This window comes from Curtobacterium sp. PhB137 (assembly GCF_003814955.1).
Classification (GTDB): domain Bacteria; phylum Actinomycetota; class Actinomycetes; order Actinomycetales; family Microbacteriaceae; genus Curtobacterium.
Map to the genome: position 1 here is coordinate 555,414 of NZ_RKQO01000004.1, position 22,934 is coordinate 578,347.

The window sequence follows — 22,934 nt, forward strand, 5'->3', positions numbered from 1 at the left end:
ACACGTGACCGACCAGGCGTACAACCCGAACAACACCTGCTACCGGCATCCGGACCGGCAGAGCTTCGTGCTCTGCCAGCGCTGTGGGCGGACGATCTGCCCGGAGTGCCAGACGCCGGCGGCAGTCGGGGTGCACTGCCCGGAGTGCGTGCGTGAACAGCGCGCACAGTTCGCAGCGAACCGTCGCGCGTCCGGAGCCCCCAGTGGGCTGACGGTCGCGCGACGGCGCTTCGCGATGCTCGACCAGAAGGCGACGGTCGTCATCGTGGCGATCACGGTCGCCATCTGGCTGCTGGACCAGGTGAGTGGCCGGTTCTTCACCAGCCTGCTGGCCTACAACTCGTTCCTCTTGCCCACACAGCCGTGGCGAGTCGTCACCTCCCTGTTCGTGCACTCGGGGATCTTCCACATCCTGTTCAACATGTGGGCGCTGTGGATCTTCGGTCGGATGCTCGAGAACATGCTCGGCACCTGGCGATTCGTCGCGCTGTACTTCATCACGGGGATCTTCGGCTCGATGCTCGTGACGTTCCTCGCTCCCGGAACGACCGTCGTCGGCGCTTCCGGAGCGATCTTCGGGCTCTTCGCGGCGTTCTTCGTGCTGCAGCGGAGCCTCGGGCAGAACGCGGTGCAGCTCCTCGTGATCATGGGGCTCAACCTGGTCGTCGGGTTCCTCCCGGGGATCAACATCTCGTGGCAGGCGCACGTCGGTGGGATCATCGGCGGCTTCCTGGTGGGCTTCGTGTTCGCCAAGACCCGGAACGTCCGGCAGCGGCCGCTGCAGATCGGCCTGCTCGTCGCCACCGCCTTGGTGGGTATCGTGCTAACCGCAGTCGGGTACGCGGTCACCATCGGCTGACCCGACCTGGACACACGTCCACCGAACGCCCCGTCGCTTCCGCGGCGGGGCGTTCGTCGTTCCGAGACATCCCTGCGCCCAGCCCGTCGTGCGGCCGCTCTCCCGCGGAAGCGACAGTCTGCCGCCGACCTTTCGGCGAGGTCTGACGCTTTCGCAGACAGGACGGCGCAGCCAGCCGCACATTCGTGGCGCGACCGAACGGCGGACGGGAGGCACGGTGCCAGGCCGCCACGGGCCTCCAGTCCACCGTCCACAAGGCGTCCGCAGAGTTATCCACAGGTGTGGAGAAACCGGTGAGTTACACGCGTGTGATTATCCCCATTGTGGACTCAGCTGTGGATAACTCCGGGGTCGGGGTGTGGATGACGATGTGGAGAGTGTGGAGAAGTGTGGAGAACCGCCCGGATCCTCGATGATCTGGGGACGAGCGGCAGCAAGTCCTGTGGAGAACGACAACGCCCGCCGCACCAAGTGGTGCGACGGGCGTCGGAGTGTCTCGAGGCTGCGGATCAGCGCCAGCGGGTGGTCATGAGGAAGCCGATGAACATGATGCCGAAGCCGACCAGGATGTTCCACGAGCCGAGGCTCGGCACCGGCAGGGTCGCGTTCGAGATGTAGAAGACGATCACCCAGACGAGGCCGATGAGCATGAAGCCGAACATGACCGGCTTGAACCACACCGGGTTCGGGGCGTCCCCCGCGGTGTCGACCGAGTCGGCTCGGGTCCTCCGGGCGGGCTTGGTGCGGTCCTTGTCACTGGCCATGGCCGGTATCCTACCGTGACCACGTGTGTGGATCGGCCCGCAGACCGCTGCACACATCCCCCACGAGTACGGTGAACCGCCATGACCAGGATCCTCGTCGTCGACAACTACGACAGCTTCGTCTACACGTTGAACGGGTACGTCCAGCAGCTCGGAGCCCAGACGGACGTGGTGCGCAACGACGCCTTCCCCGAGTCGGAGATCGCGGACCGCATCGCCGACTACGACGGCATCCTGCTGTCGCCCGGCCCAGGCACCCCGGCCGACGCCGGCGTCTCGATCCCCACGGTGCACGCGGCGATCGCGTCCGGCACCCCCCTGCTCGGGGTCTGCCTCGGCCACCAGGCGATCGCAGAAGCCCTCGGCGCCACGGTCACGCACGCCGACGAACTCATGCACGGCAAGACCTCGCAGGTCGACCACGACGACAGCACGCTCTTCGCGGGCGTTCCGCACCCGTTCACGGCGACGCGGTACCACTCCCTCGCAATCGTCGACGGCACGGTGCCCGACGAGCTCACCGTCACGGCCCGGACCGGCGGCGGCGTCATCATGGGAGTCCAGCACCGCGCCCACCCGCTGTACGGGGTGCAGTTCCACCCCGAGTCGGTCCTGACCGAGGGTGGCTACCGCATGGTCGGCAACTGGCTCGAGACCACCGGTCTCTCCGGGGCTGCCGAGCGCGCCGACGGCCTCGGCCCGCTCATCGCGACGCATCGCGGCTGACTCGTCAGAGCGCACTCGACGGCGTCGCGTGTCGACGCGCTTGGAGCAGTGGACGCGACGACCTGACGGGCTCGCGGACGCGTGGCGGGGGTGAGCCGGGCCTCCTGGCCGTCAGTGTGCCGACGGGAGGCCCGTCACCGGTCCGTCACGCCGCACGCGTGTGCGTGTGGTCGGCTCGACCGCCGTGGTGGCGTCGTTCCTGATCGGGACGATCAGCGACCGTCGCCGTTGTCCCCGCCGGTGTCCCCGTTGTCTCCACCGTTGTCCCCGTTGTCGCCCTTGTCGTTCCCGTTGTCGGACGACGGAGCGTGGGTCGGCTGGCTCGACGCGGCGCAGTAGGTCAGGGCGACGGCACTGCCCTGGGCGACATCGCCCTGCGGGGTGTCCTGCTGCGTCACGAGGCCACCCGTGCACGAGTACGACGGCGACGGCGTCACGGTGAGGCCGAGCTGCTCGAGCGACGCCTTCGCCTCGGAGAACTGCTGGTTCGTGACGTTCGGCAGCTGCACCTTGCCGTTGGACACCGTGAGGTTGATCACGATGCCCTTGGTGTGGAGCGAACCGGACTCGGGGTCGGAACTCATCACGGTGCCCTCTGGCACGTCGGACGAGTAGTCGGAACTGATCGCGCCGACGCGGAAGCCGGCATCGTCCAGTGCCTGCTGTGCCGCTGCCTGGGACTGCCCGTTCAGCTCGGGGACCGGGACCCGCTCGGGGCCGAGGGAGACGACCACGTTGACGCTGGACTTCCGGCCCACGTTGATGCCGGAGCCCGGGTCGGTGCGGATGACCGTCCCCTTGTCGACCGAGTCGGAGTTCTCCTCGACCTTGACCGCCGTCAGGTCCTTCTTCTCGAGCGCGGTGGACGCGGCGCTGAAGGTCGACCCGGTGACGTTCGGCACGCTCACGGACGACGACACCGGCGGTTTGCCCGGCTGCAGGTTCGCGACGAAGAACACGACCCCGACGATGACCGCGACCGTCAGCAGGATGCCGACCCAGATCCACGCCACCGGCGGACGGTTCTGCGTGCGCTGCGGGCGGTGCTCCGCGGTGTCGTCGTCGAGCTCGCGGAACGCCGCGGCGGGGTTCGACGTGGTGCGCGGGTCGACCCCGAACAGCACCGTCGAGGCGTCGTTCGCCGCGTTCTGCTGGATCTTCTTGGTGGATGCCGGAACTCGGCCCGCAGCGGCCTGCTGCAGGTCCGAGCGGAACTCGGCGGCGTTCTGGAAGCGGCGCGTGCGGTCCTTGACCAGGGCGTGCAGGGTCACGGCATCGAGTGCCGGGGACACCTCTGGTGTGATCGACGACGGGGCGACGGGCTGCTCGCTGACGTGCTGGTAGGCCACCGCCACCGGGGTGTCACCGAGGAAGGGCGCGCGGCCGGTGAGCAGCTCGAACAGCACGACACCGGTGGAGTAGATGTCCGTACGGGCGTCGACGGTCTCGCCACGGGCCTGCTCCGGCGAGAAGTACGACGCAGTGCCGAGGATCGACGTGGTCTGCGCGACCGTGGCGGAGGTGTCGGTGATGGCTCGGGCGATGCCGAAGTCCATGACCTTGACCTGGCCGCTGTGCGTGACCATGACGTTGGCGGGCTTGATGTCGCGGTGCACGACGCCGGCGCGGTGGGAGTACTCGAGCGCGGTGAGGATGCCCTCGGTGATGCGGACGGCCTCGGCCGGAGCGACGGCGCCCTCGGCGATGATGTCGGAGAGCGGGCGGCCCTCGACGTACTCCATCACGATGAAGGGGACCTGCACCTCGGCGCCCGAGGTCTCGGTCACGGTCTCTTCGCCGGCGTCGTACACGCGGACGACCGTGGGGTGCGCCATACGTGCGGCGGCCTGGGCTTCCTGCCGGAACCGGGTGCGGAACGCCGGGTCGTTGGCCAGGCTCGGCTTCAGGAGCTTCACCGCGACCTTGCGACCGAGACGGGTGTCGTTGCCGAGGTGCACGGTTGCCATGCCGCCTCGGCCGATGACATCACCGATCTCGTAACGGTTGGCGAGGAGGGTGATCCCCGCGGTCACACCTTCTGGCACGTACTCCTCCGTCTGTCCGTCCGGGCTAGTGTACGGCAGCACCACCTGGTGAGACGCTGGTCAGGGAGGGGTCGACCGAACCGTTACCGAACGGTGTCGACAGTCCCCGTCCGGGGGTCGTTCAGTTGCCGTCCATCGGGGCGTCGGTCGGGTCGATGCCGTCGTTCGGGTCGGTCGTGGGCTCCTCGGTGGGCTCGGTCCAGGTGACCTGCGCCCCGGGCGACGAGTCGGAGACGACCGCGGTGCCGGACTGCGGCGACTTGCACGTCACCTTGTACGACAGGGTCACCGTGCCGGACTGCGCCGCCGCGACGGTGACCGCCGTGCCGGAGGTCGAGCCCGAGCTGCTGCCGTTCGACGGGACCGTGCCGTTGTCGATCGTGTACGTGTAGCTCACGTCGGAGTACCCGGCGGGGCACTTGTCGTAGGACGGCCAGCTGAACGTGACGCGGCCGGAGTCGCTCACGGATCCACCGGTCGCACGCTCGGGTGCCTCGGCGGTCAGCACGTCGCCGAACGCCTTGATCGTCACCGTCGTGCCCTGCTCGAGGCTGCCCTCGGGGCTGAGCGACTCGACGGTGCCGACCTGGTCGGAGGACGTCGCGTTCGAACCGGCGACGACCTCGGCGACCAGGCCCCGACCGCGGAGCTGGTTCGCGACCTGCTCGGCGTTCTGGCCCGTGTAGTCGGCTGCCGACACCGTCACGCGGGTGTCGACCGGCGTCTGGGACGGGGTCTCGGACGGTGTCGTGGTCGGACGCGGGGTCCTCGACGCGGAGTTCGAGGGCGTCGGGTCGGGGTCGGCCGGGTTGTTCAGGGCGTACACACCGAAGCCACCCGCGATGGCGAGCACCACGACGATGCCGACGACCCACCAGATCCAGGCGCGCTTCTTCTTCGGTTCCTCGGGCTCGTCCGTCGCCGGGGAGCGCGGTCCGACGGGTCCACCGGCACCGCCGGCGGCCGCACCGGACTGGGTGCCGAGCAGTGCCGTGGCGGCGTCGTTGCCCTGGCCCTGCGGCGGGTTGAACGCGACGGTGCCGCCCTGTGCGATGGCGGGGACGGCGACGGTGGCCGCTGCGACGTCACCACGGCGGAGCGCCTGTGCGGCGCGCGCCAGGTTGGCGGCGGTGGCGGGACGATCGGCGGGCTTCTTCGCGATGCACGAGATCACGAGGGCGGCGACGGGCTCGGGGATGTCCCCGGGCAACGCCGGCGGCTGCTCGTTGATGTGCGCCATCGCGATCGCGACCTGCGACTCGCCCGTGAAGGGACGACGACCCGCCAGGGCTTCGTACGCGACGATGCCGAGCGAGTAGATGTCGGTCGACGGTGACGCCGGGTGCCCGCTCGCCTGCTCGGGCGAGAGGTACTGCACGGTGCCCATGACCTGGCCGGTCGCGGTCAGCGGGACCTGGTCGGCGATGCGTGCGATGCCGAAGTCGGTGATCTTGACGCGGCCGTCCGGCGTGATGAGCAGGTTGCCGGGCTTGATGTCGCGGTGCACGAGACCGACCGCGTGCGCGGCCTGCAGGGCGTTCGCGGTCTGCGCGACGATGTCCAGGACCTTGTCGACCGGCAGCGTGTGCTCGCGCTCGATCATGGTCGAGAGCGCTTCGCCGGGGACGAGCTCCATCACGAGGTAGGCGCTGCCGTCCTCTTCGCCGTAGTCGAAGACGTTGGCGATGCCCTCGTGGTTGACGAGCGCAGCGTGCCGGGCCTCGGCGCGGAAGCGCTCGAGGAACCCGGGGTCGCCGAGGTACTCGTCCTTGAGGATCTTGAGTGCGACGGTTCGGCCGATGACGAGGTCGGTGGCCTGCCACACCTCTCCCATGCCGCCGATGGCGACCCGGGACGAGAGCTGGTACCGCCCACCGAAGGTGAGTCCGCTGGTGGGTCTCATTTGTTCAGCACCGCCTCCATGACTTTCTTCGCGACCGGGGCCGCGACTGTGTTGCCGACTCCCGACTGGCCGAGCCCGCCGCCGTCTCCGACGACGACCGCCACGGCGACCTCCGGGTCCTTCGCGGGCGCGAACCCGGTGAACCAGAGGGTGTAGGGATCGCCTGTTCCGCCCTCGGCCGTGCCCGTCTTCCCTGCGACGTCGACACCGTCGATCTTGGCATTCGTTCCGGTCCCGGCGTTCACGACGCTCTGCATGGCCTCGGTGAGGTCAGCGGACTCGGAGGAGGACAGCGGATCACTGTACTGCCTCGGGGAGAAGGACTCGACCGTCTTCAGGTCGCTCGTGGTGATCGAGTCGACGAGCGAGGGCTGCATGACCTTGCCGCCGTTCGCGATGCCGGCCGACACCATGGCCATCTGCAGCGGGGACACCCGGACGCTCGCCTGGCCGAACGCGCTGAGCATGAGCTGCGCGGTGGAGTCGACCTCGGGGTACTGGCTGGCGGTCGCGGACATCGGGACCTCGATGGCGTCACCGAAGCCGTACTTGTCGGCCATGCTCTTGATCGCGTCGTACCCGAGCTTCTGTCCGAGCTCGGCGAACGGGATGTTGCACGAGTACTGGATGGCCGTGCGGAGCTTGACCTTGTCGCCGCCCCCGCACGTGCCGCCCTCGGCGTTGTTGATGTACGAGCTCGTGCCGGGGAGCTGCAGGCGCGACGGGTTCGGGAACGTCGAGTCGAGGTTGTACTTGCCGCCCTCGAGCGCCGCCGATGCCACGACGAGCTTGAAGACGGATCCGGGCGTGTACAGGTCGCCGCCGATGGCGCGGTTCTGCAGCGGGGACGACGAGGCGCCGAGCAGGGCGTCGTACTGCTCCTTGACCTTCGCGGTGTCGTGCGAGGTGAGGGTGTTCGGGTCGTAGCTCGGCTTCGAGACCATCGCGAGGATCTTGCCGGTCTTCGGCTGGATGGCCACGACGGCGCCGCTGTTCGTGCCGAGGGCGTCGTACGCGGCCTGCTGCACGGCGGGGTCGATCGTCAGGTTGACGTTGTCGCCCTGGACGTCCTGGCCGGTGAGGATCGAGTTGAGGTTCTGGAAGAACGAGGCGTCCGAGTTGCCGGACAGCACGGTGTTCTCCGCGCTCTCGATGCCGGTGTTGCCCTGGCCGATGGTGAAGTACCCGGTGACCGCCGAGTACAGGTCGCCGTTCGTGTACTTGCGCTGGTACTCGTACTGGTCGTCCACGGGGGTCGACTCGGCGATCGGGCTGCCGTCGACGAGGATCGCACCGCGCTTGGTCGAGTAACTGTCCAAGATGGTGCGTGAGTTGCGGGAGTCGGCGCGGAGCGTGTCCGCCGAGAAGAACTGGATCGAGGTCGTCGACACGAAGAGTGCGACGAACATGAGCACGATGACGGTCGAGACACCGCGGAGCTGTCGGTTCATCGACGACGCTCCTTCCTGGTCGCGCGCGCGGACCGCCCGCTCGCGGCGGGGATCGCACCCTGCTGGACGCGTTGTTCGGCTGGGATGGAATCGGTGAGTCGCAGCAGCATCGCGGCGATGATCCAGTTGGCGATGAGCGAGGAACCACCCGCAGCCATGAACGGCGTGGTGAGGCCGGTCACCGGGATCACGCGGGTGATGCCACCGACGACGACGAACACCTGCAGGGCGATCACGAAGCCGAAGCCGACGCCGAGCAGCTTGCCGAAGTCGTCCTGCGCCATGAACCCGACGCGGATGCCGCGCGAGGCCAGCACGATGAAGAGCGCCAGGATCGCGAAGACACCGATCAGGCCGAGCTCCTCGCCGAGCGAGGCGATGATGTAGTCCGCGTTGGCGACCGGCGTGATGTACGGGCGCCCCTGGCCGAGGCCGGTGCCCGTGATGCCGCCGTTCGCGAAGCCGAACAGTCCCTGCACGAGCTGGTAGCTCGCCTGGGTGTCGCGGCTGAAGACCTCTTGGTTGAACGGGTCGAGCCACTGCTCGAAGCGGCCGTGCACGTACTCGAGGACGCTCTGCGCGACGAGGGCGCCGCCGACGAACAGCACGAGGCCGATGGCCACCCAGCTGATGCGCGCGGTCGCGACGTAGATCATCACGAGGAACAGGCCGAAGTACAGCAGCGCCGTGCCGAGGTCGCGCTGGAAGACGAGGACCGCCATCGCGGCGCCCCACATCACCAGGATCGGGCCGAGGTCGCGGGCACGCGGGAACGTCATGCCGAGGAATCTCTTGCCGACGATCGACAGCGAGTCGCGCGCGGTGACGAGGTACCCGGCGAAGAAGAGCGCCATGGTGATCTTCGCGAGTTCGCCCGGCTGGAACGAGAACGGTCCGACGCGGATCCAGACCCGTGCTCCGCCGGGTGCGTAGCCGATGCCGGGGAGCATCGGCAGCAGCAGCAGCGCGATCGTCAGGAACATGAAGATGTAGCGGTAGCGCTGCAGGAACCGGTGGTTCCGGACGACCAGCAGCGTGATGATCGCCAGGACCATCGCGAGCATCGTCCAGACGATCTGCTTCACACCGATGGCGTCCCAGCCGGTCAGGCCGTTGTGGACGTCGATGCGGTAGATCTCCGCGATGCCGATGCCGTTCAGCACGAGGGCGATCGGCAGGACGAACGGGTCGGCGTTCTTGGCGACGACCCGCAGCACGACGTGCATCACGAGCCCGAGCCCGAGGATGCCCCCGCCGACCCACAGCACCGAGGTGTCGAACAGTCGCCCCTTGGTGCCGAGCTGCACGAGCACCATCGCGCCGGCGCAAATGCCGCAGGCGATGACGAGCAGCACGAGCTCGAGGTTCCGAGCACGTGCGGGTTCACGGAGCTTGATCGTGATCGCCTGCGTGAACGACTGGGCGGTGGCGTTGCTCATCGCGAGCCCCGGGTCGGGGACGGGGAGGGCGTCGACGACCGGGTCGGTGACGGCGAGGGTGACGAGGTGGATCCGCCGTCACCGCCGGTACCGGCTTGGTCCTGCCCGGTCTCGGCGGCCTTGCGCAGTCGGTCGACGATGTCCCGCGCGTCGTCGAGCGACTGCGCGTTGATCGTCGAGCGGACGTTCTCGCGGGTGTAGTCCGGCAGCATCGACACGGTGATGTCGGTGTCCTCGTAGACGTCCGACAGCGCCAGTGGTCCGATCGACTGCTGGACGCCCTTGTAGATGGCGACTGTGCCGCGGTCGGTGCCGACGTAGTAGTGGTCCTGGGTGATCCGCCAGCCGAGGAACACGGCCCCGACCAGGGCAGCGACCGCCACCACGAGCGCGACCGTCCACGAGACCCGACGTCGGATGCGGCGTCGGCGGTCCTCGGCGATGAGCTCCGCGAAGAACTGGTCGGACTCGGGCTCGAAGTGCGAGTCCTCCGGGGCGGTGGTGACCTTGAGCGGGTGCAGCAGGATCGTGGGGAGGCGGATCGGCTTGCGACCGGTCGACGCCTCGAAGGTCAGGGGGGCGGCCGCGGACCCGACGGTGGTGGCCGCGTCGTCGTCGTCGTCGACCTCGTCAGCGGTGACGTCCATGACGACGACGGTGACGTTGTCGGGGGCGCCGTGGTCGAGGGTCTCCTTGACCAGGCGCTGTGTGACCTGGTTGGCGTCCATGTTCGACGCCAGGGCGTGCCGGATGCGCTCTTCGGCCAGGTACGACGACAGGCCGTCGGAGCACAGCAGCCAGCGGTCGCCCGGCTGGATGTCCATGATCGCGGTGTCGACCTCTGGTGCGGCATCGACGTCGCCGAGCACCCGCATGAGCACCGAGCGACGGGGGTGGACCGCGGCTTCCTCCGGGGTGATCCGGCCGCTGTCGACCAGGCGCTGCACGAAGGTGTGGTCCGACGTGATCTGCTGCAGCTCGCCGTCTCGGTGGCGGTAGATGCGCGAGTCACCGATGTGCGCGATCGCGATCTGTTCGCCGACCCGGATCATCGCGGACACCGTGGTGCCCATGCCGGTCAGTTCCTGGTGTTCGAAGACCGTCTCGGTGATGAGCTGGTTCGCCGCGATCAGGGCCGACTGCAACGCGAACTCGGCGTCGTGGGCCGAGGGGAACTCGCGGTCCACCTCCCTGATGCGCCGGATCGCGATCGCCGAGGCGACGTCGCCGCCGGCGTGCCCACCCATGCCGTCCGCGACCGCGAACAGGTGCGCCCCGGCGTAGCCGGAGTCCTGGTTGTTCGCGCGGATGCGGCCCACGTGGGACACAGCGGCGCTCAACGTGCGAGCGGTCATGCCGGGTTACCGCCGCAGCTCGAACGTCGTCGTCCCGATCGTGATCGGCGTGCGCTCCGCGACGATCAGGGGAGCGCTCACCTTCTGACCGTTGACGAAGGTGCCGTTCGTGGACTCGAGGTCGGTGAGGAGCCAGCCGTCGGCGCGCAGGTCGAGCCGGGCGTGGTTGGTCGAGGTGTAGTCGTCGCGGATCACGACGTTGGACTCGCTGGAGCGGCCGATCGTGATCGGCCCGCCGCCGAGTGGCATCTCCATGCCCTCACGCGCGCCCTCGGTGATCACGAGGCGCACCGCTGCCGGCGAGGGCGACTGCGTCGCCGCCGTGGGTTGCCCGATGAGGTCGGTGAACGCGCCGCCCGAGGCCGCTGCCGGCGCCGCCGCTGCGGGGATCGTCGGGGTCGTCGGGCCGGAGGGAGCCGACTTGGAATCCGTGGGGATCGTGCGCACGCGCTGGCCGAAGAGATCACTGCGCAGGGCGAAGACGATCACGAAGACGAACAGCCAGAGCACCGCGAGGAACGCGAAGCGCAGGACGAGCAGGGTCAGGCCTGTGGTCATCGAGCACCTCCGTCGTTCTCCGGGATCACCCGGAACACCATACGGGTACGACCGATCTCGATGGTGGAGTCCGGCTCCACGATCGCCTGTTGGAAGTGCTGTCCGTTCAGCAACGAGCCGTTCGTCGAGCCCAGATCCGTGGCCTGGGCGTGCTTGCCGTCCCACAGGACCTCGACGTGCTTCCGGCTCGTCCCGGTGTCCGCGATGGTGATGTCGGCGTCGCTGCCGCGGCCGATCACGGTGCGTCCGCGCTGCAGGCGGTGGCGCTGCGAGCCGATGTCGAGCACGGCGATCCAGGCGACGTCGCGCTGCACCGTGGTGGAGTCGATCTGCAGGATGCCGGTCGACAGGGTGCCGTCCTGCTGCAGCCGGATGGTGACCGGTCCGGAGAACGAGTAGTTCTGCGCGACGGCGTGCTGGTGGGCCATCTGCGTGAGTTCGTCGATGAGCGGACGACCGACGTCGTTCATGCGCGTGAAGTCCGGCGGTGCGAGGCGCACGGTGAACTCGTTCGGCACGAGGATGCGCTCTCGCGACACCACGGCGGCCTTCGTGTCGAGCTCACGGCGCAGGGCGCTGGAGATCTCGACCGGCTGCACACCGGAGCGGAAGGTCTTCGCGAACGCGCCGTTCACGGCGCGCTCCAGCCCTCGCTCGAAGTTGTCCAGCAGGCCCATGTGTCTCCAGAGTCGTCGGTCGTCAACCACTGCATGGTAGTGGTTGGCGCAGGGGGCAGTCTGTGCGTGGTAGTGTTTTGGGGCTGGCGCGAGTGGCGGAATTGGTAGACGCGCACGGTTCAGGTCCGTGTGCTGGAAACGGCGTGGGGGTTCAAGTCCCCCCTCGCGCACCAGGCGAAACAGCGAAAGGCCCCGGAAGAATCCGGGGCCTTTCGTGTTCTTCCAGGACGTACCCGGGCGGCCGTCGCCGGTGGGCGGATCAGGTCCGATCGGCGTCCGTCGCGTGGTCGGGATCCGGCCAGGAGGCGCGGCTCGACCCCGACACGCCGGGTCCGGAGAACCCGTGGTCGGTTCTTCCCGCATCGCTCGGTGCGAAGAACGGGCGCGCGCTGGGCAGGAAGAGGAGGACCGCGGCGACGACCGACAACGCGATCGTCAGGAGTCCGAGTTCGCCGCTCGTGAGGCTGAGCACCGCACGGGCCACGGCGACGACGACCAGCACGATGCGTGCCACCCGCGACCCGGCGGCCGTGCGGACGACCGCCCACCCGACGAGTCCCCAGACCACGGTGGCGACGAGCACCGTCAGGACCGTGCCGAGGGCGTTGCCGCCAGTGCCCGCCACGAACTGCAGGACGGTCGCCACCAGGCAGACCGCGACCCAGACGAGCCAGAGCACGAACGACACGGTGACCACTTGCGGTCGATCCGGGCGACGGGTGAACGGTGTCCTGGTCATGGCTGCACGGTACCGGGCGGGCAGGTCGTGCGAGCAGCCGCCCCGCTAGCGTGACCAGGTGACCGATGATCGTGCAGCAGCCCCTCGTCCCGGCGTCGACGTCCCCGATGCCCGTGGGCGGACCGGACTCGACGCCGTCGGCCGTGACCTCGACCGCAACCCCGACGTCGTCGTGCGGGACGTCGAGGTCGTGTCGGACGGCTGGCACGTGCTCCGTCGCACCACGCTCGACGTCCGGCGCCGGGACGGCCGGTGGGACCGACAGCAGCGGGAGACCTACGACCGCGGGAACGGCGCCACCGTGCTGCCGTACGACGCCGAGCGCCGTACCGTCCTGCTCACCCGGCAGTTCCGGTGGCCGGCGTACGTGAACGGGCACCCGGACGGCATGCTCATCGAGGCGGCGGCGGGGCTGCTCGACGAGGACGACCCCGAGACCGCCGTCCGCCGCGAGGCCGCCGAGGAGCTCGGCATCCGGCTGGGTGAGCTGGTGCGCGTCGGCGACGTCTTCATGAGCCCCGGCTCGGTCACCGAGCGTGTCCACTTCTACGTCGGTGCCTACACACCGGCGGACCGGGTCGAGGCGGGCGGCGGGGTCGAGGACGAGGGCGAGGACATCGAGGTGCTCGAGCTGGCACTCGACGAGGCCCTCGCGATGGTCGAGGACGGCCGGATCGCCGACGGCAAGACGATCATGCTGCTGCAGTGGGTGGCGCTGCGGTCAGTGGCGCCGCGGCGGGTGTCACCCCGACAGGGCTGACCCGTCCAGGCCCACCGCTCGGGCGATCGTCGTGCGGACCAGGCCCTCGCGGGTCGGTCGGTCGAGGTAGTCGACCAGGGCGTACCCGTTGGTGGCGTCGACGAGCGCGAAGAGCAGGCGTCCCACGCCGTCCGGGTCGTCGGTCCGCAGCACGCCCGCGCGCACCCCGTCGACGACGACCGTGGTCGCGAGGAGCTGCCAGTCGTCCATGACGTCCCGTGCCGCGGTCGCCAGCGCCGCGTTCGTGCGGCCGACGCTCCACGCGTCGGCCCACAGGGTGGCGACGTCGTCGCGCGCGGGATCGGCGATGCAGCCGAGCAGGGTGCGGAGGCCGGAGACGGGGTCGGGCGCAGCGGCGACGATCGCGCGGACCTCGGCGACCTCGGCTGTCGCGACGGTGCGGAACGTCTCGCCGACCAGGTCCTCCATGCTCGGGCGGTAGTGGGCGACGAGCGACGGCGCGACCCCGATCACGGCGGCGACCCCGCGGAGCGTCACCGCCGCGAGGCCCTCGGCGCGCGCCAGGTCGACGGCGGCCGCCGCGATCTGGGATCCGCGTTCGGCCGGGCTCAGGCGCCGGCGGGCCGGTGTCGTCGGCATCGTCCCACCGTATCCGCGGGTCACGCGCCCTCGACGACGAAGGCCGCCCACAGGTCGGCACGGGTCGCGAAGACGGTGAGGTCGCGGTCGAGGAGCCGGCCGGCGTGCTCGACCCGGGAGCGTGCGGTGTGGCGGTGGATGCCGAGCACCTGGGCGGCCCGGTCGTACTCGCAGTTCTGCTCGAGCCAGGCGCGGACGGTGCGGGTGAGCTCGGTGCCCGCCGACCGGTCGTGTTCGAGCAGGGGAGCGAGGAACGCGCGGGCGACGGCGCCGGCGTCGACGTCCACGTGGGCCAGGTGTGCGAGGACGCCTTCCCGGGCGAGGTCGCCGAACTCGGTGGTGCCCGGTCGTCCTTCGCGCCGACGGTCCAGGGCCTGCACGGCCTCGGTCCGAGCGCGGCCGAACGACCGGTAGGCGGCACCGTCCGACAGGCCGGCCCGCAGGTCGAAGCGCCCGACCAGTTCCTCGACGATCGCGGTGTCGTCGGCGCTCACGCACAGGAAGAGGGCGTCGTCGACGGCGAAGAAGAGCTGTCCGGGCCGGTCCTGCACCCACAGTTCGAGCAGGTCGACGACGGTGTCGAGGTCGTGGTCGTCGACGTCGAGGGCCGCGATCCGGACTGGTTCGGCGGGCAGGGGACCCCACACCTCGCGCGACGTCGACTGGACCACCTCCGGATCGCCGACCGAGAGCATGGTGAGCAGGCCGGTGCGCAGGAGCCCGCGTGCCCGGGCCAGCTCACGGTTCTGCTGCAGCGCGAGGCCAGCGAGGGCGATGACGGACGTCACCACCTCACGACCGGCGCGGTCGAGCGCACCGCCGTTGGCGATCGCGAGCACGCCGCTCAGGTGGCCCCCGCTGCCGAGGGTCTGCAGGGTGAACCCGGTGTGGTGCTCGGTGGTCACCGGCAGGCTCGCCCGCTGTCCCGCGCGCAGCAGGCGCAGTGCCTCGGTCCGGAGCAGCTCGAGGTCCTGCGCGGGCACGCCGTCCGCCGGGTGCCCGCGGTCCAGGCGCCCCGACACGTCGAAGAGCCCGACCCAGCCGTCGAGCTGCCCCGAGAGCTCGGCGATCGTGGCGCCGAGTCCGTCCGGGCGCATCGCCGCGAGCGAGATCGCCCGCTGTGCGGCGAGGGCCCAGGCGTTCCGGGCGTTCGCGTCGCGGGCGACCGCTTCGGCGTTCGCCTGCGCGACCGCGATGAACGAGGTCTCGTAGGGCACCTCGAATAACGGGAGTCCGTGCTGCGAACAGGCGGCGACGAGGGCGTCCGGGGTGCCGGCGCGGACGACCTCGGTGCCGAACCCGAGTGCGACGACGCCCCGCTCGACGAGTCGGCGGACGTAGGGGCCGGCGACGTCCTCCGGGACCTCGGCCTCGGCGCCGAACTGGGTGCCCGTGGTCAGCAGTCCCTGCCCGTCGGCCAGGAACGGTGTCGGGTCCTCGAGGTCGGAGCTGTGCAGCCACGACAGCGGGGTGTCGAGGGCGTCCGTGTCCGCGTCGGTCAGCGGGCGGAGGCGGAGGTCGGCACGGTGCAACAGGGAACGCAGCGTCGCGGGCATGGGAGCACCTTATCCACCGGGGCGATCGGACCGGTGCTCGATGTACACGGTGGACAGCCGCCGTGGTCACCGCAGGCTCCTACCATCGCCGCATGTCCTCCACCGCAGCACCCTCGATCAGTGCGCCCACCGGCGGCCCCTCGCTGCCCCAGGAACGACGGCTCGTCACGGCCGTCCCCGGCCCGCGATCACGCGAGCTCATGGCGCGGAAGGCCGGAGCCGTCGCGGCCGGGGTCGGGGTCGCCGTGCCGATCGCCGTCGTCGCAGCCGGTGGCGGGGTCGTCGTGGACGCGGACGACAACTCGTTCGTCGACCTGGGGTCCGGGATCGCCGTGACCAGCGTCGGCAACGCGCACCCCGCCGTCGTCGCCGCGGTCACCGAGCAGGTCGCTGCCTTCACCCACACGTGCTTCACGATCGCCGCCTACGACGGGTACGTCGCGGTCGCCGAGGCACTCAACCGGCTGACCCCCGGTGACCACGAGAAGCGCACGGCGCTGTTCAACTCCGGCGCCGAGGCCGTCGAGAACGCCGTGAAGATCGCGCGCAAGCACACCGGTCGGCAGGCCGTCGTGGTGTTCGACCACGCGTACCACGGCCGCACGAACCTCACGATGGCGCTCACCGCCAAGAACCAGCCCTACAAGGACGGCTTCGGCCCGTTCGCGCCCGAGGTCTACCGGGTGCCGATGTCCTACCCGTTCCACGACGGGCTCTCCGGGCCCGAGGCGGCGAAGCGCGCGATCAGCCAGATCGAGAAGCAGGTCGGCGCGGCGAACACCGCGGCGCTGCTCATCGAGCCGATCCAGGGGGAGGGCGGCTTCGTCGTCCCCGCGCCCGGGTTCCTCACCGCCCTGTCCGAGTGGACCACGGCGAACGGCGTCGTGCTCATCGCCGACGAGGTGCAGACCGGCTTCGCGCGCACCGGGTCGATGTTCGCGAGCGAGCACGAGGGGATCGTGCCGGACGTCGTCACGACCGCGAAGGGCATGGCCGGCGGTCTGCCCCTGTCCGCCGTGACCGGGCGCGCCGAGATCATGGACTCCGCGCACGTCGGCGGGCTCGGCGGCACCTACGGCGGCAACCCGATCGCCTGCGCTGCCGCACTCGCCGCGATCGACGCGTTCGAGCACGACGGGCTGATCGACCGAGCCCGCGAGATCGGGGACGTGCTGCTCGGACGACTCCGTGCCGCGCAGACGACCGACCCGCGGATCGGTGACGTCCGCGGACGCGGCGCGATGGTCGCGATGGAACTCGTGGACCCCGCCACCGGAGAACCGGACGCAGCACTGACCGGGAAGGTGGTGCGGTCCGCGTTCGAGCACGGCGTCATCGCGCTGACCGCCGGCACGTACGGCAACGTCGTCCGGTTCCTGCCCCCACTGTCGATCGACGACGCCCTGCTCCACGAGGGACTCGACGTCGTCCTGGAAGGACTCGCAACCGCATGACCACCGGCACCACCACCGCCCCTGCGGCCGACCGCACCGACGCCGAACGCGAGCTGCTCGCCCGCGTCCCCACGGGCCTCCTGGTCGACGGCGCATGGCAGCCGTCGGCCGACGGCCGGACCTTCGCCGTCGTCGACCCCGCCACCGGCGAGACGCTGCTCGACATCGCCGACGCAACCCCCGAGGACGGTGTCCGAGCGCTCGACGCCGCGGAAGCGGCCAAGACGGGCTGGGCGACCACACCGCCGCGGCACCGCGCCGAGCTGCTGCGTCGCGCGTTCGACCTGCTGCAGGAACGGCGCGAGGAGTTCGCGCTGCTCATGACGCTCGAGATGGGCAAGCCGCTCGCCGAGGCCCGCGGCGAGGTCGCGTACGGCGGGGAGTTCCTGCGCTGGTTCTCGGAGGAAGCGGTCCGGATCGGCGGCTCGTACGGCACCAACCCGGAGGGCACCGGCCGTGCCACCGTCTCGCACAAGCCCGTCGGCACCGCGTTCCTCATCACGCCGTGGAACTTCCCGCTGGCGATGGCGACCCGGAAGATCGCACCGGCGCTCGCCGCCGGATGCACGGTCGTCGTGAAGCCGGCCGAACTGACGCCGCTCACGACCCTGCTGTTCGTCGACCTGCTGCGCGAGGTCGGTCTGCCCGCCGGGGTGGTCAACGTGGTGCAGACCACGCGGGCCGCCGACGTCTCCGCGCCGGTGATCGCCGACCCCCGGCTCCGGAAGCTGTCCTTCACGGGCTCGACGCCGGTCGGACGCACACTGCTCGCCCAGGCGGCGCAGAACGTGCTCCGGACGAGCATGGAGCTCGGCGGCAACGCCCCGTTCCTGGTGTTCGCCGACGCCGACCTCGACCTGGCCGTGGAGGGCGCGCTCGCCGCCAAGTTCCGCAACACCGGGCAGGCCTGCACCGCCGCGAACCGGTTCCTGGTGCACGAGGACGTCGTCGACGAGTTCACGCGCCGGGTGACCGCACGCGTCGAGGCCATGCGGGTCGGACGCGGCACCGAGGACGGCGTCGCCATCGGACCGCTCATCGACGACCGTGCCGTCGACAAGGCGCACCGCCTGGTCACCGACGCGCTCGACCGCGGGGCGACGCTCCGCACCGGCGGACACCCGGTCGACGGCCCCGGCACCTTCTACGCGCCCACGGTCCTGACCGACGTGCAGCCCGGCAGCGACCTGCTCCGCGACGAGATCTTCGGGCCCGTCCTGGCGATCCGGACGTTCCGGACCGAGGACGAGGCCGTGGCCGCCGCCAACGACACCGAGTACGGTCTGGTCGGCTACGCGTTCACCGAGGACCCGGCCCGCGGCCAGCGCCTGATGGAGCGGCTCGAGACCGGAATGCTCGGACTCAACACCGGTGTCGTCTCGAACGCGTCGGCCCCGTTCGGCGGGGTGAAGCAGTCCGGCCTCGGCCGCGAAGGCGGCGGCGAGGGCATCGCCGAGTACCTCGAGACCATGTACACGCTGACCCCGGACCCGTTCCGGAGCACCACCACCGAAGGAGCAGCACGATGATCGAGAGCGACGTCGTCGTCATCGGAGCCGGTGTCACCGGCCTGACCGCCGCGAACCGCCTGCGCGCCGCGGGACTGACCGTCACGGTGCTCGAGGCGCGCGATCGCGTGGGCGGCCGCACCTGGACCAACGACATCGACGGCGTCACGCTCGAGATCGGTGGCCAGTGGGTCTCGCCCGACCAGACCGCACTGCTCGAGACCCTCGACGAACTCGGACTCGACACGTACGACCGGTACCGCGAGGGCTCCAGCGTCTACGTCGACGCCGAGGGCACCCGCACCGAGTACACCGGCGACATCTTCCCGCTGCCCGAGGCGACGGCGAACGAGATCGAGCGACTCGTGACGGTCGTCGACGAGTACGTCGCGGCGGTCGACCCCGCGCGCCCCTGGGAGACCCCGGACGCGGCCGCACTCGACGAGGTCTCCTTCCGTGCCTGGCTGCACGCGCTCAGCCCGGACCGCGTCGCCACCGACAACGTCGAACTGTTCATCGCCGGCGCCATGCTCACGAAGCCGGCACACGCGTTCTCGGCACTGCAGGCCCTGCTGATGGCTGCCTCTGCCGGGAGCTTCACGAACCTGGTCGACGCCGACTTCATCCTCGACAAGCGCGTCGTCGGCGGCATGCAGCAGGTGTCCGAACGCCTCGCGGAGCGCCTCGGTGACGCCGTGCACCTGAACGCGCCGGTGCGCACCCTGCGCTGGACCGACGACGGGGTCGTCGCGCTCGCCGACGGCGGGCTCGAGGTCCACGCCCGGCAGGCGCTCGTCGCCGTGCCGCCGCCCCTGTACTCGCGGATCTCGTACGAACCCCCGCTGCCCCGTCGCCAGCACCAGCTGCACCAGCACCTGTCGATGGGCTTCGTCATCAAGGTGCACGCCGTCTACGACCGGCCGTTCTGGCGCGGCGCCGGGCTCTCCGGCACCGCGTTCAGCCCGTACGAGGTCGTGCACGAGGCGTACGACAACACCGAGCACGGATCGGAGCAGGGCACGTTGGTCGGGTTCGTCTCCGACCAGCACGCCGACGACCTCTTCGCGCTGTCGGCCGAGGAGCGGAAGGCCCGAGTGCTCGGTTCGCTCGCCCACTACTACGGCGACGAGGCCCTGCGCCCGGTCGTGTACTACGAGAGCGACTGGGGCACCGAGGAGTGGACCCGCGGCGCCTACGCGGCGAGCTTCGACCTGGGCGGGCTCGTCCGCTACGGCGCCGACCAGCGTGCAGCCGTCGGTCCGATCCGGTTCGCGTCGAGCGACCTGGCCGGGCAGGGGTACCAGCACGTCGACGGTGCGGTGCGGATCGGGCGTGAGGTCGCCGACGAGATCCTGGCCGTGACCCCGGTCACCGCCGGCTCGGGCGCTGCCGCCTCGTCCGTCTGAACGGGTGCAGCGCCGACCGCGCGTAGCGTCCGGGCCATGAGCGACACGACGGCGAACGGATCCAGCGACCCCAGCGAGGCCGAAGAGCAGTACACCGAGGACCTGCCGGACGGGTCGCCCACGGGCGACGCGACGAAGGACCCCGCGCAGGACAGCGACACGGACTCCGGCGGCGAGCCCGCCGACCCGCAGCAGTAGCGGCGACCGACGAGCAGACGGGAGGCACGGTGCCAGCTGGCACCGTGCCTCCCGTCCGTCGTGGAGCCGGGTCCAGAGCGTCCGTCAGCCGATGCGGATCAGCTTCTTGTTGACGAACTCGTCGGCCCCCAGGGGGCCGAGCTCGCGGCCGAAGCCGCTCGCCTTGACGCCGCCGAACGGCAGTTCGGGGCTGTCCGCGCCGACGATGTTGACGTAGACCATGCCGGCCTCGAGCCGGTCCGCGACGCGGAGTGCCTGGTCGGCGTCGGTCGTGAACAGGTACGAGCCGAGGCCGTACGGGGTGTCGTTGGCGAGTGCGACGGCGGCGTCCTCGTCGGCGACGCGGTACACGGCGGCGACGGGGCCGAAGAACTCCTCGCGGTACGCGTCGTTGTCCGGCGTGACGTCGGTGAGGATCGTCGGCACGAAGGCGTTGCCCTGGCGGTCACCACCGGTGACGACGGTCGCACCCTGCGCGACGGCGGACGCGAGCTGCTCCTGCAGCCGGTCCGCGGCGGTCGGGGACGACAGCGGGCCGAGCTCGGCACCGGGCACGGACGGGTCGGTCGGCGAAACCGCCGACATGGCCGTCGTGAACTTCGCCAGGAAGTCGTCGTACAGGTCGTCCACCACCAGGAAGCGCTTCGGGGCGTTGCAGACCTGCCCGTTGCCCTCGAGGCGGGTCGTGACGGCGGACTCGACGACGGAGTCGAGATCGTCGGTGGACAGCACGATGAAGGGGTCCGACCCACCGAGCTCGAGCACGACCTTCGTGAGGTTCCGGCCGGCGATCTCGGCGACGGCGGCACCGGCGCGGGCGGACCCGGTCAGCGAAACCCCCTGCACGCGCGGGTCGGCGATGACGTCTGCGGCCTGGTCGTTCGTCGCGAAGACGTTCGTGTACGCGCCCTCGGGGAACCCGGCGTCGTGGAAGATCCGCTCGATCGCCAGGGCCGACTCGGGACACTGCGGTGCGTGCTTGAGCAGGACCGTGTTGCCGATGAGCAGGTTCGGGCCGGCGAACCGAGCGATCTGGTAGGCGGGGAAGTTCCACGGCATGATGCCGAGCAGCACGCCGATCGACGACTTCCGGATGAAGGCGCTGCCCTCGGAGCCGTCGGCCAGCGTGATCGGCTGGTCGGCGAGGAACTCCTCGGCGTGGTCGGCGTAGTAGTCGTAGATGTCGGCGCAGAAGTCCACCTCGCCCTCGGCCTGGTCGATCGGCTTCGCCATCTCGCGCACGATCGTGGCGGCGAGGTCGGCGTGACGCTCCCGGTACAGGTCCGCGACGCGGTGGAGCAGGGCCGCGCGGTCGGCGACGGTGCTGGTGCGGCCCCACTCGCCGTGGGTCTGGTGGGCGGTGGTGACGGCGGCGCGCAGCGCGTCGTCGGTGATGGTCGGGAACGTCTCGAGGGTCGTGCCCGTGGTGGGGTCGGTGACGGCGTACATGGCGTCCTCTCGTGGTGGGTCAGGCCTGGTCGGTCAGCTGCTTGTTGACGCCGGTGACCGGCTGGTTCTCGTCGAAGCTCTTCGGCAGCACCCGGAAGCCCTTCGTGATGACGAGCAGGTAGGCGAAGCCGATCGCCGCCCACACTCCTCCTGCGATCAGTGCGTCGGCGTGGAGCTGCGACCAGAGCACACCCGTCAGGACCATCGCGAGGCCGGGCAGGACGATGTACTTCCACCGGTCACCCGCGGTGTGGCGGCGGCCCTGCCGAACGGCGAAGTGCACGATGACGCTCGCGTTGACGAAGGTGAAGGCGACGAGCGCGCCGAAGTTGATGTACGACGAGATGGTGTCGAGCGAGAAGCTCATCGCGAGCAGCGTGACCGCCCCGACGAAGACCACGTTGAACACCGGGGTGTGCGTGCGCGGGTTGACGTAGCCGAACACCCGCTTCGGCAGGACGTTGTTCCGACCCATCACCATGAGCATGCGGGCGACGCTCGCGTGCGAGGCGAGCCCCGACGCCAACGCGGCGACGAACCCGGCCGACACCAGGACCGCCTGGAACACCGGGCCACCGACGAGCAGGCCGATCTGGGGGAGCGGGTCGTCGGTGAACTCGCCGAACGGGGTGTTCGTCGGGAACCGCAGCTGCGCGAAGTACGCGGACACCAGGAAGATCGCGCCGCCGAGCAGCACCGTCAGCATGATCGCCTTCGGCATGATCCGGATCGACTTCGCCTCTTCCGTGTACATCGTCACGGCGTCGAAGCCGATGAACGAGAAGCAGACCACCGTCGCACCGGTGAGCAGGGCGGACATCGTCACGCCGTCGTGCACGAACGGCTCGGTGCTCGCGATCGTGCCGGCGCCGGCACCGTGGACGAGTTCGATGACGGTGAAGACCACGAACGCGATCATCGCCAGGATCGCGCCGATGAGCAGCACCATGTTGAGGTTCGACGTGCCACGCATCGACAGGCAGATCACCGTCGTCACGAACACCGTGTAGACGACGACCGTCACCCACGACGGCAGTGCCGGGAACACCTGCTCCAGGTAGAGCCGGATGATCAGGGCGTTCACCATCGGCAGCAGCAGGTAGTCGAGCAGGGACGCCCAGCCGACCATGAACCCGAGGTTCGGGTGCATCGACTCCCGCACGTACGTGTAGGCCGAACCGGCTGCCGGGTAGACCCGGACCATCTTCCCGTAGCTGATCGCCGTCAGGGCCATGATGACCAGCGCGATCAGGTACGCGCTCGGCACGGCGCCGTCGGTCTGCCCGGAGACGATGCCGAAGGTGTCGAACACCACCGTCGGGGTCATGTAGCCGAGGCCCAGGCCGACGATCGCCCAGAGTCCGAGGCTCCGCTTCAGGGAACCGCCGCGCGCAGGTGTTGCCGGTGCTGTCGGTGTGGGGACCGCGGTCGGTGATGCCATGTGCGTGGACTTCCCTGCTGGGTCGGAGGTGGGCAGCGCCGGAGCT

The 22,934-nt window shown here is 70.1% G+C and carries 20 protein-coding genes and 1 tRNA gene; 8 read left to right on the plus strand and 13 right to left on the minus strand.

What is annotated here, in order from left to right; all coding sequences use genetic code 11:
• Window positions 1-4 precede the first annotated feature (4 nt).
• On the plus strand, window positions 5-859 hold the full coding sequence (locus tag EDF28_RS03040) for a rhomboid family intramembrane serine protease (RefSeq protein WP_123937124.1): 855 nt from the start codon (window positions 5-7) through the stop codon (window positions 857-859).
• Window positions 860-1,368: 509 nt separating this feature from the next.
• Here the strand turns inward: EDF28_RS03040 and EDF28_RS03045 are convergent.
• The gene (locus EDF28_RS03045) at window positions 1,369-1,623 is read right to left on the minus strand and encodes a cell division protein CrgA (RefSeq protein WP_123292935.1); all 255 of its coding nucleotides are present in this window, start codon (window positions 1,621-1,623) and stop codon (window positions 1,369-1,371) included.
• Window positions 1,624-1,704: 81 nt separating this feature from the next.
• On the opposite strand from EDF28_RS03045, the gene EDF28_RS03050 reads away from it, so the two are divergent.
• On the plus strand, window positions 1,705-2,349 hold the full coding sequence (locus EDF28_RS03050; RefSeq protein WP_123937125.1) for an aminodeoxychorismate/anthranilate synthase component II: 645 nt from the start codon (window positions 1,705-1,707) through the stop codon (window positions 2,347-2,349).
• Between the two features lie 212 nt (window positions 2,350-2,561).
• Here EDF28_RS03050 and pknB read toward each other — a convergent pair whose 3' ends face one another.
• The 7 genes from pknB to EDF28_RS03085 all read right to left on the minus strand — a co-directional run bounded on the left by pknB (window position 2,562) and on the right by EDF28_RS03085 (window position 11,777).
• Window positions 2,562-4,382, minus strand: a complete 1,821-nt coding sequence (gene pknB / locus EDF28_RS03055; protein WP_123937617.1) for a Stk1 family PASTA domain-containing Ser/Thr kinase — start codon at window positions 4,380-4,382, stop codon at window positions 2,562-2,564.
• A 133-nt stretch (window positions 4,383-4,515) separates the two neighbouring features.
• Window positions 4,516-6,297, minus strand: coding sequence for a serine/threonine-protein kinase (locus tag EDF28_RS03060; RefSeq protein ID WP_123937126.1), 1,782 nt, complete (start codon window positions 6,295-6,297; stop codon window positions 4,516-4,518).
• Entirely contained in the window at window positions 6,294-7,748 is a 1,455-nt protein-coding gene (locus tag EDF28_RS03065; protein WP_111083694.1) for a penicillin-binding protein 2, read from the minus strand. Before EDF28_RS03065 ends, EDF28_RS03060 begins: the two co-directional genes overlap by 4 nt.
• Window positions 7,745-9,187 (minus strand): FtsW/RodA/SpoVE family cell cycle protein, encoded by a 1,443-nt coding sequence (locus EDF28_RS03070; RefSeq protein WP_123292931.1) that lies wholly within the window; start codon window positions 9,185-9,187, stop codon window positions 7,745-7,747. The genes EDF28_RS03065 and EDF28_RS03070 overlap by 4 nt, the downstream gene beginning before the upstream one ends.
• Window positions 9,184-10,542 carry a Stp1/IreP family PP2C-type Ser/Thr phosphatase gene (locus EDF28_RS03075; protein ID WP_111083696.1) on the minus strand — a complete coding sequence of 453 codons (1,359 nt, stop codon included), beginning with the start codon at window positions 10,540-10,542 and terminating at the stop codon, window positions 9,184-9,186. Before EDF28_RS03075 ends, EDF28_RS03070 begins: the two co-directional genes overlap by 4 nt.
• Window positions 10,543-10,548: 6 nt before the next feature.
• A complete protein-coding gene (locus EDF28_RS03080; protein ID WP_111083697.1) occupies window positions 10,549-11,100 on the minus strand; it encodes an FHA domain-containing protein in 552 nt (183 codons plus the stop codon).
• Window positions 11,097-11,777, minus strand: coding sequence for a DUF3662 and FHA domain-containing protein (locus EDF28_RS03085; RefSeq protein WP_123937127.1), 681 nt, complete (start codon window positions 11,775-11,777; stop codon window positions 11,097-11,099). The genes EDF28_RS03080 and EDF28_RS03085 overlap by 4 nt, the downstream gene beginning before the upstream one ends.
• Before the next feature lie 86 nt (window positions 11,778-11,863).
• Here EDF28_RS03085 and EDF28_RS03090 point away from each other — a divergent pair.
• Window positions 11,864-11,950, plus strand: a tRNA-Leu gene (locus EDF28_RS03090).
• 86 nt (window positions 11,951-12,036) lie between these two features.
• Here the strand turns inward: EDF28_RS03090 and EDF28_RS03095 are convergent.
• Complete coding sequence (locus tag EDF28_RS03095) at window positions 12,037-12,516, minus strand: hypothetical protein (RefSeq protein ID WP_123937128.1); 480 nt, start codon at window positions 12,514-12,516, stop codon at window positions 12,037-12,039.
• A 58-nt stretch (window positions 12,517-12,574) separates the two neighbouring features.
• On the opposite strand from EDF28_RS03095, the gene EDF28_RS03100 reads away from it, so the two are divergent.
• Window positions 12,575-13,276, plus strand: coding sequence for an NUDIX domain-containing protein (locus tag EDF28_RS03100; RefSeq protein WP_123292927.1), 702 nt, complete (start codon window positions 12,575-12,577; stop codon window positions 13,274-13,276).
• Here the strand turns inward: EDF28_RS03100 and EDF28_RS03105 are convergent.
• Entirely contained in the window at window positions 13,259-13,876 is a 618-nt protein-coding gene (locus tag EDF28_RS03105; protein WP_123937129.1) for a TetR family transcriptional regulator, read from the minus strand. The two genes, EDF28_RS03100 and EDF28_RS03105, sit on opposite strands and share 18 nt — an antisense overlap.
• Window positions 13,877-13,896: 20 nt before the next feature.
• The gene (locus EDF28_RS03110) at window positions 13,897-15,432 is read right to left on the minus strand and encodes a PucR family transcriptional regulator (protein WP_123937130.1); all 1,536 of its coding nucleotides are present in this window, start codon (window positions 15,430-15,432) and stop codon (window positions 13,897-13,899) included.
• A gap of 92 nt (window positions 15,433-15,524) precedes the next feature.
• On the opposite strand from EDF28_RS03110, the gene gabT reads away from it, so the two are divergent.
• Genes gabT through EDF28_RS19120 form a run of 4 tightly spaced genes read left to right on the plus strand, consistent with a single transcriptional unit; the run spans window position 15,525 to window position 19,998 of the window.
• Complete coding sequence (gene gabT / locus EDF28_RS03115) at window positions 15,525-16,886, plus strand: 4-aminobutyrate--2-oxoglutarate transaminase (RefSeq protein ID WP_123937131.1); 1,362 nt, start codon at window positions 15,525-15,527, stop codon at window positions 16,884-16,886.
• On the plus strand, window positions 16,883-18,415 hold the full coding sequence (locus tag EDF28_RS03120; RefSeq protein WP_123937132.1) for an NAD-dependent succinate-semialdehyde dehydrogenase: 1,533 nt from the start codon (window positions 16,883-16,885) through the stop codon (window positions 18,413-18,415). Before gabT ends, EDF28_RS03120 begins: the two co-directional genes overlap by 4 nt.
• Window positions 18,412-19,800: an NAD(P)/FAD-dependent oxidoreductase gene (locus tag EDF28_RS03125; protein ID WP_123937133.1), complete on the plus strand. Its 1,389-nt coding sequence runs from the start codon at window positions 18,412-18,414 to the stop codon at window positions 19,798-19,800. The genes EDF28_RS03120 and EDF28_RS03125 overlap by 4 nt, the downstream gene beginning before the upstream one ends.
• Window positions 19,801-19,836: 36 nt before the next feature.
• Window positions 19,837-19,998 carry a hypothetical protein gene (locus tag EDF28_RS19120; protein ID WP_185094120.1) on the plus strand — a complete coding sequence of 54 codons (162 nt, stop codon included), beginning with the start codon at window positions 19,837-19,839 and terminating at the stop codon, window positions 19,996-19,998.
• 84 nt (window positions 19,999-20,082) lie between these two features.
• Here EDF28_RS19120 and EDF28_RS03130 read toward each other — a convergent pair whose 3' ends face one another.
• Both EDF28_RS03130 and EDF28_RS03135 read right to left on the minus strand, forming a co-directional pair.
• The gene (locus tag EDF28_RS03130; protein WP_123937134.1) at window positions 20,083-21,447 is read right to left on the minus strand and encodes an NAD-dependent succinate-semialdehyde dehydrogenase; all 1,365 of its coding nucleotides are present in this window, start codon (window positions 21,445-21,447) and stop codon (window positions 20,083-20,085) included.
• A 19-nt stretch (window positions 21,448-21,466) separates the two neighbouring features.
• A complete protein-coding gene (locus EDF28_RS03135; RefSeq protein WP_123937135.1) occupies window positions 21,467-22,888 on the minus strand; it encodes an APC family permease in 1,422 nt (473 codons plus the stop codon).
• Between the last annotated feature and the right edge of the window lie 46 nt (window positions 22,889-22,934).

Bases quoted from the DNA above. Each gene is read 5' to 3' on its own strand.
- EDF28_RS03125 (WP_123937133.1), top strand. From the start codon at position 18,412: ATGATCGAGAGCGACGTCGTCGTCATCGGAGCCGGTGTCACCGGCCTG.
- EDF28_RS03080 (WP_111083697.1), bottom strand. From the start codon at position 11,100: ATGACCACAGGCCTGACCCTGCTCGTCCTGCGCTTCGCGTTCCTCGCG.
- EDF28_RS03130 (WP_123937134.1), bottom strand. From the start codon at position 21,447: ATGTACGCCGTCACCGACCCCACCACGGGCACGACCCTCGAGACGTTC.
- EDF28_RS03070 (WP_123292931.1), bottom strand. From the start codon at position 9,187: ATGAGCAACGCCACCGCCCAGTCGTTCACGCAGGCGATCACGATCAAG.
- EDF28_RS03045 (WP_123292935.1), bottom strand. From the start codon at position 1,623: ATGGCCAGTGACAAGGACCGCACCAAGCCCGCCCGGAGGACCCGAGCC.
- EDF28_RS03085 (WP_123937127.1), bottom strand. From the start codon at position 11,777: ATGGGCCTGCTGGACAACTTCGAGCGAGGGCTGGAGCGCGCCGTGAAC.
- EDF28_RS19120 (WP_185094120.1), top strand. From the start codon at position 19,837: ATGAGCGACACGACGGCGAACGGATCCAGCGACCCCAGCGAGGCCGAA.
- EDF28_RS03120 (WP_123937132.1), top strand. From the start codon at position 16,883: ATGACCACCGGCACCACCACCGCCCCTGCGGCCGACCGCACCGACGCC.
- EDF28_RS03060 (WP_123937126.1), bottom strand. From the start codon at position 6,297: ATGAGACCCACCAGCGGACTCACCTTCGGTGGGCGGTACCAGCTCTCG.
- gabT (WP_123937131.1), top strand. From the start codon at position 15,525: ATGTCCTCCACCGCAGCACCCTCGATCAGTGCGCCCACCGGCGGCCCC.
- EDF28_RS03110 (WP_123937130.1), bottom strand. From the start codon at position 15,432: ATGCCCGCGACGCTGCGTTCCCTGTTGCACCGTGCCGACCTCCGCCTC.
- EDF28_RS03050 (WP_123937125.1), top strand. From the start codon at position 1,705: ATGACCAGGATCCTCGTCGTCGACAACTACGACAGCTTCGTCTACACG.
- EDF28_RS03135 (WP_123937135.1), bottom strand. From the start codon at position 22,888: ATGGCATCACCGACCGCGGTCCCCACACCGACAGCACCGGCAACACCT.
- EDF28_RS03095 (WP_123937128.1), bottom strand. From the start codon at position 12,516: ATGACCAGGACACCGTTCACCCGTCGCCCGGATCGACCGCAAGTGGTC.
- EDF28_RS03105 (WP_123937129.1), bottom strand. From the start codon at position 13,876: ATGCCGACGACACCGGCCCGCCGGCGCCTGAGCCCGGCCGAACGCGGA.
- EDF28_RS03075 (WP_111083696.1), bottom strand. From the start codon at position 10,542: ATGACCGCTCGCACGTTGAGCGCCGCTGTGTCCCACGTGGGCCGCATC.
- EDF28_RS03065 (WP_111083694.1), bottom strand. From the start codon at position 7,748: ATGAACCGACAGCTCCGCGGTGTCTCGACCGTCATCGTGCTCATGTTC.